Below are 17,761 nucleotides of genomic sequence, written 5' to 3' on the forward strand. Positions count from 1 at the left end.
ATCAAAGGGATTTTCATTTTACTCTTCTTCTTTTCCTCGGCCATCTTCGAGCCTCCTTACGCTGTTCAAGCCCGCTAATCCGATTTGTTGATAAAAAGCGATTGCGATGGCTTTGACCTCTTCCATTGATTCCTTCACGACATAAATCTGTCCACCGACGAGTTGAATTGTCGTATCCGGTGTGGAGCGGACAGATTCAATTAATATGGCGTTCAGTACGAGTGGTGCATTACGTAATGTCGTTAACGTAATCATCGTTTCAGATTGACCAGTTCCTCGAGAACTTGGTCAGACGTCGTAATGATTCGCGTGTTCGCTTGGAAACCACGTTGGGCAATGATCATTTCCGTGAACTCTTCTGATAAGTCGACGTTTGACATCTCGAGTGTTCCAGAAGTCAACTGCCCCATACCGGCAACGTTTGGTGTTCCAAGTACCGCTCCTCCTGAGTTTTGTGACGCAGCGAAGACATTGACACCTGATTTTTCTAAACCACCCGGGTTAGCAAAGTTCGCCATTGTGATATATCCGACATTTTGCAACGCGCCTGTCGTATCCACGTAAGTGACGAGACCGTCCTTCCCGATCGATAGGTTACGTGCATCTGATGGGATTTTCATTTTTTTAGCTCCAGCTACATTTGCTCCCCATTCAGTAAGTGGAACAGTTGGAGCAACAGTCGTAGTACCCTGCGTCCCGGTACCGACCACGTAGTTTCCGTCGCCGGTAACCAAGTTTCCATCAAGATCCGTATAGAAGTTACCTGAACGCGTATAACGAATCCCTTCCGCCGTGACGACTTGGAAGAACCCTTCACCAGAAATCCCGACATCGAGTACACGTCCCGTATTTTGAAGTGCTCCTTGGTTATAGACGTTATCTACTGTTGACATCGATGCTCCAAGACCGACCTGTTTTGGGTTCGTCCCACCGACATTACCACCAGCACCTGATGATGAACCAACTGATTGGCTGACGAGATCCTTAAACGTCACCCGTCCTTTTTTATAACCGAACGTGTTGACGTTCGCGATGTTGTTCCCGACGACATCCAGTTTCGTCTGGAAGTTCTTAAGCCCACTGATTCCTGAATACATTGAACGTAACATTATTTTTCCTCCTTTGATTGAATCTGCGTCAGTTCATACACACTGATCTGTTTTCCGTTCGATAGTTCAGCCATGATATCCAGTCCATCCCGTTTTACGCTAACGACACTGGCTGTCTCTTCGACGGTCGTCGTCTGCTCTGCTCCTGAGGCATCAGTCGTCTTCGACTCCGCATCATAACTAACTTTTTTACCAATTAGATTACTGTAAGATAGTAACGCTGTCGCATGCTGGTTCAAAACCATCGTGTCCATCGTCTTGCCGATTGCTTGCATCTGTTCAAGTGAAGAAAACTGTGCCATCTGAGCAATGAAATCCTTGTCTTCCATCGGAGCTGTCGGGTCCTGATTCGACAGCTGGGCAATCAGAATCTTCATGAACATATCCTTGTCCATCGCTTTATTCGTCGGTACTTGTGACTTTTCAGGAAGCTGGTATGAAGTACCATCTGTTTTGATTGCATCAGTCATCGTCTTCCTCCTCTTCTTCCTCTACTGGAGTGGGTGTTTCTTGATAAGGAGACTCATGCTCCTGCTGATCACGTGTGAACGACTGTTGAAACTCCCGTGCACTAGAAGCAATCATCCCCGTCTCGATCTTCACGACCGGCGTCTGCTGGTGTAAAGCTGTCTGCAATTTCCCAAGTTGTTGCTCGATCGATTGTTTCGCTTGCTCAGTGCTTGCAAACAGTTTGACGGTCAGTGCCCCCTCCTTACGATCGAGTTGAACGACGACCTCTCCAAGCTGCTCTGGATAAAGACGAATCGACAATCGAGTTGACCCGTCAGCACCTTTTAAGAACGGTGCTTGCTGAAGTGCGGCTTCGATTCGTTGTTGAATCTGTTCTGGAATAGGTAGCGGCACCGGACGAATCGTTTGCAACGGGATACCTTTGTAAATCGGCATGTTCATCGGAGGCGGCGTGGCTTTTCCTTCGGGATCAACGGGCATGGTCGCTTTTCGCATGAGTGAAGCGAATGCCAACGGAAGTGGTGTCTTTCCTTTCCCTTGCTCAGCTACAGCTACAGTGTCCGACTTGAGCGTCTCGACAATAGTAGGACCAGTTTGAGGGAGCGTCTGTTTCACAGGCAACGCGGAAATGTCTCCTTCAATCGTAGGAAGTGATGGTTGTTTCAAGTTGTTCGTATGATGATCTTTCATTTTGACCGTATCGTTCGTCACTGTCTGTAAGACGACTTGTTGAAGCAATGGTGGCAATTGATCGAACTGATTTTTTGCCTGCTCGACATTTCCTTCAAGTAATTGTTTAACGAATGCTAGTAGTTGTTCCATTTTCTTCGGTTCTTGTTTTAACGCCTCTACTTCCGGTTGTTTCAGTAAAGAGAGAAGCTCGTCCGGTTGATCTACGAGTTCTTGTATCCAATCCGGTAATGTTGGTGTCTCCACTTTTGTCTCGAGTGCAGTCAAATCAGCTGAGACTGGTGACGGTGACATTGTTGGTAACTTCGTTAGATAATCCAGTAACGAAGCAAATTGACCCCCAACCGTTGTAATCTCTCCTTTTTTCCCTGTTCCAGTATTCAAGTTCGGGGAGGATGATTGTATTACTTCCGTCATGTTCATCAGGCTTCCCTCCTTACTTCGTCGCGAGTAGCTGTGTTAAGGCCGCTGCTTTTTTAGCGTCCATCTTGGCAATGATTGCTGCCTGTTGTTCCGCATCGATGTCTTCGATGATCGGTACGACTTCTGTCGGACTGAGTTCGTTTAAGATGAGCGCAGCATCCTTTGGTGCCATTTCAGCATATACATCTGTCACAGATGCAGCTTTTTTCTTCGTCGTCTTCGTTTGATCCGTCGTCGCGGGCGCCGGTGTTTGTTTCAAACGATCCCGTTCTGCAATCAAACGTTCGACTTCCTGTTCTTTCGCTTTTAAAGTATCCGATTGTTCCTTGCTTTGATTGCGTAGTTTCTTGATTTCTTGATTCGCTACTTTCAGACGACGTTCAAGTTCTGCTGACGGATTCACTTGATTCGTAGTCGTTTTTTCGGTTGCGAACGGTAAGGATAGCAGTGGACGTCCATTCGCATAATTTAATACGAAATAAGCCGTCAGCAAGATTAAAATCAAAGGGATGATCAATAAAGGTAAGATCCATCCTTTTGACGTTTTATTTTCACTCATATCATCCGTCCTCTTCCAAACTGTAACAATGCCAGTTCATCTAATTGATTTTGTTCCGTCAATGCCTCAATTCGTTTCGTTTCAACCGTATGATTCTCTTGCAGACGACTAAACTTCTTCTCTTCGATCAACGCTCGTTCGAGTGCTTCCTGTGCGCGTTCATAGCGATTTTTCGATTGTGTCACGTACAGTTGTTGCCGTTCGATTTCTTGTTTTACGACATCTCGAGCCCGTTCTCGATATTGCGAAGACGTTAATTCGACGATGCCAATCTCATCTTGCGCTTTCAGAAAGGACTCATAACGGACGAGCAGATGGTATAGTTTTTCGACTTCAATCTCATATTGCTTTTTATGAAGGCTCAATTCTTTTGCGACGCGATCTTTCTCTGCTTCAGCTAAAGGAATGATTCGTTCATAAATCGTCTTCATCTTCCGTCCTCCTTACTGAATCGTTGTCATGAGCTGCTGACAAGCTTTCTCGAAGTCACTGTCTTCATGGATTTGTTGTTTTAAGAAACGGATCAGCTCCGGATATTTATCGACGGCACGATCAATTTCCGGATTCGTCCCTTTTTTGTAGGCGCCGATATTGATTAAGTCTTCCGAATCAAGATACGTCGATAACAGCTGTCGAAATGCTACGGCAGCTGTCTTTTGTTCAGCAGTCGTGATTTGATTCATGACACGACTGATGGATCGTAAGACATGAATCGCTGGAAACTGTCCTTTGTTCGCAAGATTACGATCAAGAACGAAATGACCATCTAAGATTCCTCGTACAGCATCAGCAATCGGTTCATTCATATCGTCTCCATCGACGAGTACGGTATAAAAAGCCGTGATCGAGCCGTCTTGTGTCTTCCCGCTACGTTCAAGCAATTGAGGAAGAAGAGCAAATACGCTTGGCGTATATCCTTTTGACGCAGGTGGTTCGCCTGTCGCAAGACCGATTTCTCGCTGTGCCATCGCAAACCGTGTGACGGAATCCATCATCAAGACCACATTCTTTCCTTGATCTCGAAAGTATTCAGCGATGGCTGTTGCCGTATAGGCTCCTTTTAAACGAACAAGTGGCGGTTGATCACTCGTCGCTACGACTAAGATGGAGCGTTTCATCCCCTCTTCGCCAAGCTCAGCCTCTACGAATTCCTTCACTTCACGTCCGCGTTCACCAATCAAGGCGATGACGTTGATGTCTGCTGTCGATCGTTTTGCAATCATACCGAGTAATGTCGACTTCCCAACACCAGATCCTGCAAACAAACCAACACGTTGTCCTTGACCGACCGTTAGTAGCCCATCGATGGCACGAATGCCCGTCGAGAGAACATCACTGATACGAGGACGCTCTAACGGACTTGGTGGTTTGCGAACAATTGATGTCGTACGGAAATTTTCTAATGACTCTCCGTCAAGCGGTCTCCCTAGACCATCAAGCACCTTACCAATCAGTTCATCGCCTACAGGAACATGGAGTGGTTTTCCTGTTGCAAGAACAATCGAGCCTGGAGCAATCGATGTCGTCTCACCGTACGGCATGAGTAGGACGTGACCCTCTCTAAAACCGACGACTTCCGCTTCAATCGTCTGCCGTTGTTGAATTTGGATCAAACAACGCTCGCCGATTGCGACAGCCGTTGGTCCGCGTGATTCAATCATCAATCCAATCACTTGTACGACCTTTCCGGAATGCTGAACGAGTTCTTCCGGACGAATTTCTCGCACGGCGGCTTGAATCGCATTTACGTTAAACATGATGTAAAGCCTCTTTTATTTTGGTTTGTAGGGCTTCAAAGCCACTTGTCAAACCACCTGTGATCGCTCCGTTCTCCGAGTCGATCCGATAATCGCGTGCTTTTAGCGCTGGATCAAATCGTAATTGAATCGTTGCGTTAGCACCTAAAACACCTTGGAGCTGCTCTTCAAGCAGAACGACTCGTTCAAAGTCCACTGGTGAAGCGTAGATAATGATCTTTTCACGATCTCGGAACTGAATGATCAACTGATGTAATAATTGGTATAATGCCTCTTCTTCTTCATCATGTAACTGCTCTAGAAACTGATGCGTCACCTGGAGTCCAAGAACGCACAACTCATGTTCCAATCGCATCAATCGCTCTTGATTTTGCTCTTCGATTCGTGCAATAAACGTATTCGTCGTTGCGATTTGCTCTTCGAACGTTGCTTGTCCTTCCGTACGTCCTGTTTCAAATCCAGCTTGGTATCCTTCTTCATATCCTCGTTGACGTGCTTCTTCTAATGCCTGAAGACGTTCGTGTTCAAACTCACGCTGACGATGTTCAAACTCTAAAACCATCGCCTGGCGAAGACGTTCTAGTTCAGCGTGACCTTCTGCCATCCGCTCTTCATAGAACGTATCTGGAACGATTGCCGGTTCTTCCTGAGCAGTTCGGACTTGCACGAGTGTTCGTTCCTGTCGTTCAATCACAGCTTGTCTTTTGATGACGTTAGACAACAATATCATCTCCTCCACCACGAGCCACGACGATCTCACCCATGTCTTCTAAGCGGCGGATGATTCCGACGATTCGACTTTGTGCTTCTTCGACGTCTCGGAGACGAACAGGACCCATGAATTCCATATCCTCTTTGAACGATTCGACCATCCGTTGTGACATGTTGCGGTAGACCATATCCTTGACGTCGTCTGACGAAACTTTGAGTGCCAACAGTAAATCTTCGTTCGATACTTCGCGGATGATACGCTGAATCGCCCGTGCATCGAGCGTGACGATATCTTCGAAGACGAACATCCGTTTTTTGATTTCTTCTGCGAGTTCTGGATCCTGAATCTCGAGCGTATCGAGAATCGTTCGTTCCGTCGTCCGGTCTACCCCGTTCAATACTTGAACGACTGCTTCGATACCGCCAGACTGTGCAAAATCTTGCATGCCTGCTTGTGACAGATTCCGTTCGAGAATTTGCTCTACTTCGCTAATGATCTCCGGGTTCATTCTGTCCATCGTCGCAATCCGCCGTGCTACATCGGATTGTGCTTCTGCCGGTAGCTCCGAGAGAATCTGTCCTGATTTAGCAGGATCAAGATGAGCAAGAACAAGTGCAATTGTTTGCGGATGTTCATTTTGAATGAAGTTCAATAGCTGTTTTGGGTCTGCCTTTCGTGCAAACTCAAACGGTCGGACTTGTAACGTCGACGTCAGGCGATAGATGAGTTCCATCGCCTTTTCTTCACCAAGCGCTTTCTCAAGAACCGATTTAGCAAACCCAATTCCACCTTGAGTAATATAGTTTTGCGCCATCGCTAATTCATGGAACTCATCAAGGACGACTAACTTATCTTCTGGATCAATACGTTTCATGCTCGAGATTTGTAGGGTTAACCATTCCATCTCTTCTTCCGATAAATGTTTATATACACTGGCCGCGACTTCAGGACCTAACGAAATCATGAGAACCGCTGCCTTTTCACGACTGTTCATTTCCAGCTTCTTCATCTCATCAATCCTCCGCTAACCAAGTACGTAATAATTTCGCAAACTCATCTGGATTGGACGCAGCGAGTTTTTCAAGCTGTTTCCGTTTAACTGCACCATCGCTCGTATCTTCTGTTGATAGTTCCGGAATTTCCGTCTCAATCGGTGTCCATTCCTCGAGTTCTTCGATTTCATTCGCTCTCCGTCGACGCATGAGGAGGATGACTGCTCCAATGACGAGGATTGCTGCTCCACCAAGTGCGAACCATACCCACATTGGTGTTGCCGTCGTCGTTTTCGTCGCTGTCGTCGTTTCCGCAAATGGTCGAGACATGACAACGACCTTATTGGCTAGCTCTGCATCCGTCAGTGTTGCTTTCGCATCTGTCTTCGTTAATGATGTCCGGATGATTGAGTACATCATCGTCTGTAAGTCCGTTTGTAGTTGTGGATCGATTTGATTCTGACCTTTTGGTGGCTCGACGATGATTTGAATTCCTAAATCACGAATTTCGTAAGGAGCTCCTGTGATTTGTTTCGTGATTCGATTGACTTCATAGTTGATGATATCGTGTGTTTTTTCACTCGTATCACCCGTTGTTCCAGTACCCGCTGGGAAATTCGTCGTTTCATTTTGTCCGGTACCTGCTGTACCAGCATTTGCAGAGCCTGTGTACGCTTCTGCTACTTTTTCAGCTGACGTGACGATCCCTTCGATTTTATCGGGATCTACTGGCTCAACAAGCTTTTGTTCTTCCTGACGTTTCGTCACATCGACATCTGCCGTAACGGATACGAGTGCTTTTTGTGGACCAAGAACGACAGACAGCATCTGCTGAATCTGCTTGCGTAAATCGTTTTCCGTCGTTTTCTTCAGCGCCATCGGATCGGTTCCACCCGCTGTTTGCGTAGCAGAGCCCGGCTCGTAATACGTGAAATACTGATCCATGATCGTAATGTTTTCTTCTTTAAGGTTCGGAATACTCTTTGCAATCAAATGATACAGCCCTTGAACCGTTTGATTGTTAAGATTACTCCCTGCGCTAGAAGTCAAGACGACAGAAACCGTTGAAGATTCCTTTTCATCAGATAGAAAAACACTCTTCTCAGGGAGAGTGATCATGACTTTTGCTGACTCAATCCCGTTAACTTGTGTGATCAAGTTTTCAAGTTCCGTCTGCATCGTATCGCGTTCAAGAATATTCATCTCTTTATCCGTAGTTCCGAATCCAGCATTTTCACTAAAGAAGGAATAATCGATTTGACCGGATTTCGGTATACCAGCCGTCGCTAATTCGACTTTTAAGTTTTCGACATTTGCTTCTGGAACAAGAATCGTCACACCATTCGCTTCAGTGACGACTTCCGATGCGATTCCATCTTCATTTAGCTTTTCTGTCACTTGCCCTGCTTCTTGAGGGGATAACTTTGAATAAAGAGGCGTCATCGTTGGTTTAGATAACCAGATGATGGCGACAATCAACGCCGCTAAAACGACGACGATGATTCCTAAAATCGTCGCCTTCTTCGCAAGTGACCATTCTTTCCATGTCATATTCATAGCTCCTAATCGAGCTTTTATTCGTTCGTTCATTCAACATCTCCCACGCTTTCCTTAACAGTCACAGTTGCATACGCATCATTTCTTGGTATGCTTCGATGCCTTTGTTGCGGACTTCAAGGGCGAGTTGCATAGAAAGCGATGCCTCTTCTGTTTTAATCATGATGTTATGTAGATCCGTCGTCTTTCCTGTCGCGAGGTCGACGCGCGCTTGAGATGAGGCGTGTTGCGTTGCATTCAGTCCGTTCATCGCCTCGCTGAGCACCTCACTAAAATCACTTGGTGTCGTCTTAGCGACCGTCTGCGTGGGTAGTACCATCTGCATGTTTTGAATTGGTTGAATTGCCATCCCGTCATCTCCTCTACTTATTTACCGATCTCCATCGCTTTGACGAGCATCGCTTTTGTCGCGTTCAAGGCCGTTACATTCGCTTCGTAAGAGCGTGTCGCGCCCATCATGTCGACCATTTCTTTTAAGATATCGACATTAGGCATCTTGACGTACCCGAGCTCATCCGCATCTGGATGCGTCGGATTATATTCTAATTTGAATGGTTCTGGATCTTTCTTCAATTCACTGACCGTGACACCATTGGCAGTCTCTTTCAACACAGCGAGTTTTCTCGCGTACGGTTGCCACTGTCCATTAACGAGTTCACCTCGTGTCGTTTGAGCATTCGCGATGTTTGCTGAGACCGTATCAAGCCGCAAACGCTGGGCAGTCAACCCAGATGCAGACGTATGGAATCCGTTGAACATACTCATCGATTACTTTCCTCCTCGGATGACAGACTGAATACCTGAGAATTTACGATTCAGCTGTTCGACCAACGCCTCATACTCAATTTGGTTGCGTGATAATTCAGACATCTCAAGATCGATATCGACACCGTTTCCATCGTTACGCATCGTATTTGGTCGATCAACGATGCTGCCAGAAGTTCCGATTGTTGCATGTCGCTTTAAACTCATTTTCATCTCTGAATCGAGAACATCTCCAAACGTGACACGCTTTGCTTTATACCCAGGCGTATCGACATTCGCGATGTTTTTAGCGATGACTTCCTGTGCCATGACCGTTCGATTGACGGCTTGTGTCATTACGTTATAGTCAGATCCTAACCAATTCATCTTCTTTCCTCCACTCGTGGCAACTATATTTAAATTCATGAAAAAAGTAAGTCGTTAGTAACATATCTGAAATAATTGAAACAAATAGGTCAATGTTTGAAAAGAAGTTTTTTGAACAAGAGGGTAATGAGATGTTAATATTCTGTTTTTTATTCCCTTTTCTTATAAAAATGATAAATAATACCTAGTCAAACAAAAAAGACCTAGTGCTTAACTAGGTCTTCTCTGTATTAGCAGCATTTTCCTTTTTTTAGTTCGATTTAATTCGCTCTAGTTCATAAAGGAAGTTGTCGTTTAAGATTTTGATGTATGTTCCCTTCATTCCGAGTGAACGTGACTCGATGACGCCTGCACTTTCGAGTTTACGAAGCGCGTTGACGATGACGGAACGCGTGATACCGACGCGATCGGCAATCTTTGAAGCGACGAGTAGTCCTTCATTTCCTTCCAGCTCTTCGAAGATATGCTCAATCGCTTCAAGTTCCGAATAAGACAATGAATTGATCGCCATCTGAACGACCGCTTTCTTGCGTGCTTTATCTTCCGCCTCATGAGCCTTTTCACGAAGAATCTCCATCCCGACGACTGTTGCGCCGTACTCCGCAAGTACAAGGTCTTCTTCGTTAAAGTCTTCGACCATACGACCGAGGACAAGCGTACCAAGGCGCTCGCCACCACCAATGATTGGCACGATCGTCGTTTTCGACGTTTCGAACGTATCGCGGTTGTCGACCGGGAATGCCGTGTGTTCACTATCGATGGCAATGTTTGCCGTCGTTTCCGTAACGTTAAATAGTTTTTTCGTATAATCTTCCGGGAATTGACGTTCTTCTAAGAAACCACGGACCCGGTCATTTTCGATTTGTTGCTTGATTGCGATACCTAGTAACTTACCGCGCCGACTTACGATGAATGTGTTCGATTCCATGACTTCGCTGAGTCGATCAGCCATGACCTTGAAATCAACATGTGTGCTCGCTTCTTGTTGTAACATCGTATTCAGCTTCCGCGTTTTCGCCAATAAATTCATTTTTTCTTCCTCCACTTTATAAGATGAACTGACTTAAGTCTCGATCATCTGCTACTTTTCCAACTCGTTCCGTCACGTATTGTGGCGTAATCGTCACATCCGTCTCTGGCATGTCTGCTGCTTCGAAGGATAATTCTTCAAGGACGCGCTCCATGATCGTATACAAGCGTCGTGCTCCAATATTATCCGTCTCATCGTTTACCTGTGCAGCAATCCGTGCGATTTCACGAATGGCTTCTTCTGTAAAGGTGACATGAACGTGCTCTGCCCCTAATAATGCTTTATATTGTTTGAGTAATGCTTGATTCGGTTCAGTTAAAATCTTAACAAAGTCATCTTCTGTCAAACTGTCGAGTTCGACACGGATCGGAAAACGACCTTGGAGTTCAGGAATCAGATCAGATGGTTTCGCCATATGGAATGCACCCGCAGCGATGAACAAGATGTGATCCGTCTTGACTGGACCATATTTAGTAACGATCGTCGATCCTTCAACGATTGGTAAGATGTCTCGTTGAACACCCTCTCGTGAAACACCAGCTGAATCATGTCCTTTTGTCGCAATCTTATCGATCTCATCGACGAAGATGATACCCATCTGTTCTGCGCGACGGACCGCTTCGTCATGGACTTCGTTCAAGTCGAGCAACCGTTCCGCTTCTTCCGCTGTCAAAATCGGACGCGCCTCCTTGACTGTGAGCTGACGCTTCTTCGTTTTCTTCGGCATGACTTGTCCGAGCATATCCTGAAGATTCGCGAGCCCCTCCATACCTTGTTGTCCAGAGAATAAATCCACTTGACGTTCTTCGACATCAACCTCAATCATTCGATCCTCGAGTTGCCCTGTCAGTAATTGCTGACGAAGTAACGAACGGTCGGCTGTCGCTTCCGATGTATCCGGCTCTTGTTGCTTCTGGTTCCCGCCGAACAACATCTCAAACGGATTCGTTCCACCACCGAGACCAGATGACGCTTTTTTACCAGACAACGCATCAACGATTCGTTCGTTTGCCACTGCTTCCGCTCGATCTTTGAGCGCTTCCTTTTTCTCATCTTTGACAAGACGTAGAGACGCTTCCACAAGATCCCGCACCATTGACTCCACATCACGACCGACGTACCCTACTTCCGTGAACTTCGTCGCTTCGATTTTGACGAACGGCGCACGGACGAGTTTCGCAAGACGTCGCGCAATCTCTGTTTTTCCGACCCCGGTAGGTCCGATCATCAGGATGTTCTTCGGTGTGACTTCATCCCGCATCGATGCATCGAGTAATTGTCGACGGTACCGATTACGTAAAGCAATCGCCACCGCACGTTTAGCATCCGCTTGTCCGATGACATGTTCATTTAACTTCTCGACGATTTGTCTTGGCGTCAATTCATGCATGGTCATTGCCTCCGATCGTTTCTAGGATGATTTGATCGTTCGTAAAGACACAGAGTTCACCAGCCGTCTCAAGAGCTGCGCGGGCGATCTCCTCTGCTGTGAGATGACTTGCATGTCGAGCTAACGCGCGACCTGCTGCAAGCGCATAATTACCACCTGAACCGATTGCGAGAATGCCGTCATCCGGTTCGATGACTTCCCCGTTTCCGGATACAAGTAAGAGATGTGTTCCATCCATGACGAGTAAGAGTGCTTCTAGTTGACGCAACATCTTATCGCCTCGCCATTCCTTCGCCAGCTCAACTGCTGCCCGTTGTAAGTTCCCGTTATACATTTCAAGCTTCGCTTCGAATTTTTCAAAGAGTGTGAACGCATCCGCGACACTTCCAGCAAATCCGGCAATGACTTTGCCACCATAGAGGCGCCGTACTTTTTTCGCACTTTTCTTCATGATGACTTGGTTTCCGAAAGTCACCTGTCCGTCTCCGCTCATCGCGGATTGTCCGTTATGTTGAATCGCAAAAATCGTCGTTGCATGAAACATCAATGTTTCCTCCCTTAGGCACGAGGATGTGCTTGTTGATAAACATGTCGTAATCGTTCCGTCGTTACGTGTGTATACTGACCAGTCGTCGACAGAGATGCGTGTCCAAGTAACTCCTGGACCGCTCGCAAATCGGCGCCTCTTTCCAGTAAATCTGTCGCGAAACTATGACGAAGCGCATGTGGTGTCACATGTTTCCCAACGAGTTGTTCCCCTTTTTTCATGATTTTCCGAATCGCATCCGTCGTCAATCGACGCCCTGAATGAGACAAGAACAACGCTTGCTCATGACCTGCGATTGGATCTCGTGATGGTAAGTACAGTTCTAATGCATCTTTAGCAAAGGTTCCGATTGGTGAGATGCGTTCCTTCCCACCTTTTCCATACACATGAACGTAGGAGTGATCAGTCGCGAGATCACGAAGATCTAGTTGAACGACCTCGCTGACCCGCATACCCGTCGCATATAAAAGTTCTACTAACGCCACATTCCGGTTACCAAGCGTATCACTCGATCGAAAGGCATCGAGGAAACGTTCATATTCCGTTGGGACGAGGAATGTCGGAAGTCCTTGTTGTCGTTTTGGTGCTTTTAATCCATCGAAGGGATTAGGCTCATCGGTGTCACGTGTCAAAAAACGACCAAATTGTTTGAGGCAGGAAACTTTTTGTGCAATCGTCGCCCGCGCCAGCTCCTGATCGTAAAGAGCATACAAATAACGCCGTGCACTTGCCAATTCAATCGATCGTAGCTGATGATCGCGGCAAAAAGCGGCGTATTGTCGAAGTGTTTGATCATAAGAGCGACCTGTATTCGGAGATAATTGACGTTCAATATGAACATACCGCATGAAATCTTCTAGCAGTCGCTCAAAAGCAGTGTCTATCCCCATGAATGCGCCCCCTTCTGACCATTTCATTCTCGAATCGCCCTTAGCATAGCACAGACCAAGTAGTCTGACAATAGACCAAAAACCGAAAAATTAACGAAATTATCACGCTTTTATGACAAATTAAGAAATGGGGAGAAAGAGCGCTAAATCACGCCTTTCTCCCCATCAAAAATCACATATCCGTGAAATCTTTGATTGCTTCAAGTGCTCGCTCTGCGTAGAGCGCATACTTCTCAGGTTTTTTCATCCGAACCGGATGACCGACGAGTGCTGGTACCAATCCGAAGTTGGCATTCATTGGCTGGAAGTTCTTCCCTTCCGTCGTCGTGATATAGTGCGACATCGCGCCCATCATCGTTTCCTGCGGGAACGTTACCGGTTCCGCCTCATTGACGAGACGTGCCGCATTGATTCCTGCCGTCAAACCGGACGCTGCTGACTCGACGTATCCTTCGACACCTGTCATTTGACCAGCAAAGAACAAGTCGTCACGTGTACGTGTCTGATACGTTGGCTTTAACAAATTCGGCGAGTTGACGAACGTGTTACGGTGCATGACACCATAACGGACGATTTCTGCATTCTCAAGACCAGGAATCAAGCGAATGATCCGCTTTTGTTCGCCCCATTTCAAATGTGTCTGGAAGCCGACAAGGTTGAACAATGTTCCAGCTGAGTTGTCCTGACGCAATTGAACGACAGCATATGGTCGTTTGCCTGTTTTCGGATCTTCCAGTCCGACTGGCTTCATTGGTCCGAACAAGAGTGTTTTCGGTCCGCGAGAAGCGAGAACTTCAAATGGCATACAGCCCTCGAAGTAAATCTCTTTTTCAAATTCCTTCAGTGGAACGACTTCCGCATTGATCAGCTCATCATAGAAGAGCTGGAATTCTTCTTCCGTCATTGGACAATTCAAGTAGGCCGCTTCACCTTTATCATATCGTGATTTCAGGTAAACCTTCTCACGATCGATCGTGTCTCCATCGAGAATCGGTGCCGCTGCATCGAAGAAGTATAGGTAATCTTCACCTGTGAATTGTTTAAGTGATTCCGATAATGCCGCACTCGTCAACGGACCCGTCGCGACGATCGTCGGACCATCTGGAATCGCTTCGATTTCTTCATGATGGACGGTAACGTTCGGGTGGTTTTTCAACGTTTCCGTCACATATCCTGCGAAGTCATGCCGATCGACAGCAAGTGCTCCACCTGCTGGAACGCTCGCTAGGTCTGCTGCTTTCATGATCAAGGAATCGAGCTGACGCATCTCTTCTTTTAAAACACCGACTGCGTTCGTTAACTGGTTCGCTCGAAGTGAGTTCGAACAGACGAGTTCAGCAAATTGGTCTGTATGGTGCGCGGGTGTCTGTTTGACAGGCCGCATTTCATATAAATCTACTTGTACGCCGCGTTTTGCAAGTTGCCATGCTGCTTCAGAACCTGCAAGTCCCGCGCCGATTACCGTTACACGTTTCAACGGTCATTCCTCCTCTTGCTCCTGATCGATGCGTGTTTCATGATGTCCACAAGATGTACATTCTACTTTCACACCGTTCTTGATTTTCTTTTGTACCATCATACTACTACATACCGGACATGGTTCTTCGACCGGTTTATCCCATGAGACGAACTCACACTCCGGATAGTTCGAACAACCGTAGAACAAACGTCCTTTTTTACTACGACGTTCGACGATGTCGCCCGTTCCACATGTCGGACACTTCACACCGATCTCGACTTGGATCGGTTTCGTGTTACGACACTCTGGGAAGTTCGAGCACGCCATGAACTTGCCATAACGCCCCATCTTGATGACCATCGGATGACCACAGACTTCACAATCTTCTCCAGCCGGTTCATCTTTGATTTCAATCTTCTCGATTTCTGCTTCTGCTCGTGTCAGACGCTTTGCAAAGGACTTATAGATTGGATCGACGACTTCTGTCCACTGCATGTCACCTTTTTCGATCGCATCGAGTAAAGCTTCCATGTCTGCCGTGAACTGGACAGTGATGAACTCTTGGAAATAGTCGCTGATCATATCGATGACGAGTTCACCGAGTTCCGTTGGTAAAAATTTCTTCTCTTCAAGCGTCACGTAACCCCGTTTTTGAATCGTATCGAGCGTCGGCGCATACGTCGACGGACGACCGATACCGAGCTCTTCCATCGCCCGGACGAGACGTGCTTCCGTATAACGTGGCGGTGGTTGTGTGAAGTGTTGTTTCGGTTCGATTGCTGATTGTTTCAACTCTTCCCCTTCATCGAGTGGAGGAAGTAGTCCTTCCTTGACGTCTGAAACCGCCTCATCGTCCGTATCTTCGATGTAGACCTTCATGAAGCCCGGGAATTTAACGGTCGACCCGTTCGCACGGAACGTGACGTCGTTCGAGACGAGATCGATCTTGACAGTATCGAGAATCGCTGGCGCCATCTGGCTTGCGACGAACCGTTCCCAAATTAGTTTATATAAGCGGAACTGATCACGCGATAAATACGATTTGACGAGTTGCGGCTCGCGCATCGTCGAAGTCGGACGAACCGCTTCGTGTGCGTCTTGTGAGTTCGCTGATTTCTTTTCTTTACGTTTCTCGCTTGCGATGTATTCTTTTCCGTACGCCTGCTCAATGAACCCGTGTGCTTCGAGGTTCGCCGAATCTGACGTCCGTGTCGAATCGGTACGCATATACGTGATTAAACCGACTGTACCTTCTTTTCCAATTTCGATTCCTTCGTATAGCTGTTGCGCAATCATCATCGTCTTCTTCGCTCGGAAGTTCAGCTTACGTGCTGCTTCCTGTTGCAAAGAACTCGTCGTAAACGGTAACGCTGGATTCCGTTTCCGCTCTTTTTTCGTGACGGAATCAACTGTGAAGTCTTCTGAGAGTTGATTCAAGATTTGATCGACTTCTTCTTGCGAATGAAGTTCACGCTTCTTGCCATCGACTCCGTAGAAGTTCGCTTCGAGCTTTTCACCGTTTGCATCGAGTTCGAGTTTGATCGTCCAGTATTCTTCAGGCATGAACGCATTGATTTCTTGTTCACGATCGATGATCATCTTGACGGCAACGGATTGAACGCGTCCCGCAGATAACCCTTTTTTAATCTTCTTCCATAATAACGGACTCATGCTGTAACCAACAAGGCGGTCCAAGATACGACGGGCTTGCTGCGCATCGACAAGATCATAGTTGAGCTTGCGTGGTCGCTTGAACGAATCCTTGATGGCATCTTTCGTGATTTCATTGAAGACGACGCGGCACTCCGTTGATTCATCAACGCCTAATGCTTTAGCTAAATGCCATGCGATCGCTTCCCCTTCACGGTCGGGGTCGGCTGCGAGATAGATTTTTTGTGCTTTTTTCGCAGCTGTCTTGAGTTCTTTTAAGACCGGACCTTTACCACGGATCGTGATATATTTCGGTTCATAGTCATGTTCGACGTCGACTCCCATTTGGCTTTTCGGCAAGTCAATGACGTGCCCCATCGACGCTTTCACGGTATAGTTGGATCCGAGATAACGTTTAATGGTTTTTGCCTTAGCGGGTGACTCGACGATTACTAGATATTTTGCCATTGCAATCGCTCCCTATTAGAGGCGTACTCGTATTTTAATCTCACTTATCATAGTAGTCTCGATTCCCATTTGTCAACGTTCAGCCGAATACTTTTTGAAACTTCTTCCGGATCAAGGAGTGGAATCGCTCCTTCTGCGATCAATTGATTCGTTCCGGTAAAGAACGATTCCGTGGGACAACCCGGCAAACAATAGACATCTTTTCCTTGGTCAAGCGCATGACTGGCAGTATTCATCGTACCGCTTCGTTTCGCCGCTTCGACGATGATCAATGATGAGGACAATCCAGCAATGATTCGATTCCGTTCTAGAAATTGAAATTTTTGAATAGGAGTTCCGGATGGATATTCGGAGAGAAGAAGACCGTGTGAGAGGATACGTTCAAAAAGACTGGAGTGAGAAGTAGGATACAGACGGTCAAGTCCTCCTGCGAGAACCGCAATCGTTGTCTGCTGGTGTTTTAAGGATAAGCGATGGACGAGGGCATCAATACCATAGGCACCTCCGGAAACGGTGGCGAGATCTGGGTGAAAGAAGGATTGCAGGAAACGCATGCGGGAAAGATGTTGCGGTGAGGGGGTTCGACTACCGATGATACTGACGCGTGGAAGTGTTAGACGGGACGGATCACCGCGGTAAAAGAGGGCATAGACCGGTTGAGGGATCGTCAGTAACACAGTCGGAAACAGTGGATCTCCTTTGACTAGAATCGACTCTTCGATCCAATCAAGCTGTAGTGCTTGTTCATACCGTTTTCGAAGACGCGTCGAAACGGGTAATTCATGACTGGGAACGATTCCGAATTGCTCAATCAATCGGACGATCGTGTACGGTACCTGACACATGGCGAAGCGGACATACAATTCACGTTTCATGAGATCAACGCTCCTTATTTAAGCTTCTTATTTATATAGAAGAAAGCCGTC

The 17,761-nt window shown here is 46.8% G+C and carries 20 protein-coding genes; all 20 read right to left on the reverse strand.

Features of this window, described 5'->3' with window-relative positions:
* Positions 1-18: 18 nt before the first annotated feature.
* Complete coding sequence (locus K7G97_RS10575) at positions 19-255, reverse strand: flagellar FlbD family protein (RefSeq protein WP_223040547.1); 237 nt, start codon at positions 253-255, stop codon at positions 19-21.
* Positions 252-1,109 carry a flagellar basal body rod protein FlgG gene (gene flgG / locus K7G97_RS10580; RefSeq protein ID WP_223040548.1) on the reverse strand — a complete coding sequence of 286 codons (858 nt, stop codon included), beginning with the start codon at positions 1,107-1,109 and terminating at the stop codon, positions 252-254. Before flgG ends, K7G97_RS10575 begins: the two co-directional genes overlap by 4 nt.
* Complete coding sequence (locus K7G97_RS10585) at positions 1,109-1,579, reverse strand: flagellar hook capping FlgD N-terminal domain-containing protein (protein ID WP_223040549.1); 471 nt, start codon at positions 1,577-1,579, stop codon at positions 1,109-1,111. Before K7G97_RS10585 ends, flgG begins: the two co-directional genes overlap by 1 nt.
* On the reverse strand, positions 1,572-2,693 hold the full coding sequence (locus K7G97_RS10590; protein WP_223040550.1) for a flagellar hook-length control protein FliK: 1,122 nt from the start codon (positions 2,691-2,693) through the stop codon (positions 1,572-1,574). The genes K7G97_RS10585 and K7G97_RS10590 overlap by 8 nt, the downstream gene beginning before the upstream one ends.
* A gap of 13 nt (positions 2,694-2,706) precedes the next feature.
* Positions 2,707-3,252, reverse strand: coding sequence for a MotE family protein (locus K7G97_RS10595; RefSeq protein WP_223040551.1), 546 nt, complete (start codon positions 3,250-3,252; stop codon positions 2,707-2,709).
* The gene (locus K7G97_RS10600) at positions 3,249-3,683 is read right to left on the reverse strand and encodes a flagellar export protein FliJ (protein ID WP_029342072.1); all 435 of its coding nucleotides are present in this window, start codon (positions 3,681-3,683) and stop codon (positions 3,249-3,251) included. Before K7G97_RS10600 ends, K7G97_RS10595 begins: the two co-directional genes overlap by 4 nt.
* Before the next feature lie 12 nt (positions 3,684-3,695).
* A complete protein-coding gene (fliI, locus tag K7G97_RS10605; protein ID WP_223040552.1) occupies positions 3,696-5,009 on the reverse strand; it encodes a flagellar protein export ATPase FliI in 1,314 nt (437 codons plus the stop codon).
* Positions 5,002-5,739: a FliH/SctL family protein gene (locus tag K7G97_RS10610; RefSeq protein ID WP_223040553.1), complete on the reverse strand. Its 738-nt coding sequence runs from the start codon at positions 5,737-5,739 to the stop codon at positions 5,002-5,004. The genes fliI and K7G97_RS10610 overlap by 8 nt, the downstream gene beginning before the upstream one ends.
* Positions 5,723-6,730 (reverse strand): flagellar motor switch protein FliG, encoded by a 1,008-nt coding sequence (fliG, locus tag K7G97_RS10615; protein ID WP_223040554.1) that lies wholly within the window; start codon positions 6,728-6,730, stop codon positions 5,723-5,725. The genes K7G97_RS10610 and fliG overlap by 17 nt, the downstream gene beginning before the upstream one ends.
* Positions 6,731-6,734: 4 nt before the next feature.
* A complete protein-coding gene (fliF, locus tag K7G97_RS10620) occupies positions 6,735-8,264 on the reverse strand; it encodes a flagellar basal-body MS-ring/collar protein FliF (protein ID WP_262415738.1) in 1,530 nt (509 codons plus the stop codon).
* 67 nt (positions 8,265-8,331) lie between these two features.
* Positions 8,332-8,619, reverse strand: a complete 288-nt coding sequence (fliE, locus tag K7G97_RS10625; protein ID WP_029342077.1) for a flagellar hook-basal body complex protein FliE — start codon at positions 8,617-8,619, stop codon at positions 8,332-8,334.
* A 17-nt stretch (positions 8,620-8,636) separates the two neighbouring features.
* Positions 8,637-9,035, reverse strand: coding sequence for a flagellar basal body rod protein FlgC (flgC, locus tag K7G97_RS10630; RefSeq protein ID WP_029342078.1), 399 nt, complete (start codon positions 9,033-9,035; stop codon positions 8,637-8,639).
* 3 nt (positions 9,036-9,038) lie between these two features.
* Positions 9,039-9,401: a flagellar basal body rod protein FlgB gene (gene flgB / locus K7G97_RS10635; protein ID WP_058704849.1), complete on the reverse strand. Its 363-nt coding sequence runs from the start codon at positions 9,399-9,401 to the stop codon at positions 9,039-9,041.
* Between the two features lie 250 nt (positions 9,402-9,651).
* Positions 9,652-10,431 carry a GTP-sensing pleiotropic transcriptional regulator CodY gene (gene codY, locus K7G97_RS10640; protein ID WP_023468725.1) on the reverse strand — a complete coding sequence of 260 codons (780 nt, stop codon included), beginning with the start codon at positions 10,429-10,431 and terminating at the stop codon, positions 9,652-9,654.
* 16 nt (positions 10,432-10,447) lie between these two features.
* Positions 10,448-11,821: an ATP-dependent protease ATPase subunit HslU gene (gene hslU / locus K7G97_RS10645; RefSeq protein ID WP_023468726.1), complete on the reverse strand. Its 1,374-nt coding sequence runs from the start codon at positions 11,819-11,821 to the stop codon at positions 10,448-10,450.
* Complete coding sequence (gene hslV, locus K7G97_RS10650) at positions 11,814-12,365, reverse strand: ATP-dependent protease subunit HslV (RefSeq protein ID WP_023468727.1); 552 nt, start codon at positions 12,363-12,365, stop codon at positions 11,814-11,816. The genes hslU and hslV overlap by 8 nt, the downstream gene beginning before the upstream one ends.
* Before the next feature lie 14 nt (positions 12,366-12,379).
* Positions 12,380-13,285, reverse strand: a complete 906-nt coding sequence (locus K7G97_RS10655; protein ID WP_262415739.1) for a tyrosine recombinase XerC — start codon at positions 13,283-13,285, stop codon at positions 12,380-12,382.
* Between the two features lie 145 nt (positions 13,286-13,430).
* Positions 13,431-14,735 (reverse strand): FADH(2)-oxidizing methylenetetrahydrofolate--tRNA-(uracil(54)-C(5))-methyltransferase TrmFO, encoded by a 1,305-nt coding sequence (gene trmFO / locus K7G97_RS10660; protein ID WP_023468729.1) that lies wholly within the window; start codon positions 14,733-14,735, stop codon positions 13,431-13,433.
* A gap of 3 nt (positions 14,736-14,738) precedes the next feature.
* Positions 14,739-16,835: a type I DNA topoisomerase gene (topA, locus tag K7G97_RS10665; protein ID WP_029342082.1), complete on the reverse strand. Its 2,097-nt coding sequence runs from the start codon at positions 16,833-16,835 to the stop codon at positions 14,739-14,741.
* 47 nt (positions 16,836-16,882) lie between these two features.
* Positions 16,883-17,710 carry a DNA-processing protein DprA gene (gene dprA / locus K7G97_RS10670; protein ID WP_223040556.1) on the reverse strand — a complete coding sequence of 276 codons (828 nt, stop codon included), beginning with the start codon at positions 17,708-17,710 and terminating at the stop codon, positions 16,883-16,885.
* Positions 17,711-17,761: the final 51 nt, after the last annotated feature.

The organism is Exiguobacterium acetylicum (genome assembly GCF_019890935.1).
Classification (GTDB): Bacteria; Bacillota; Bacilli; order Exiguobacteriales; family Exiguobacteriaceae; genus Exiguobacterium_A; species Exiguobacterium_A abrahamii.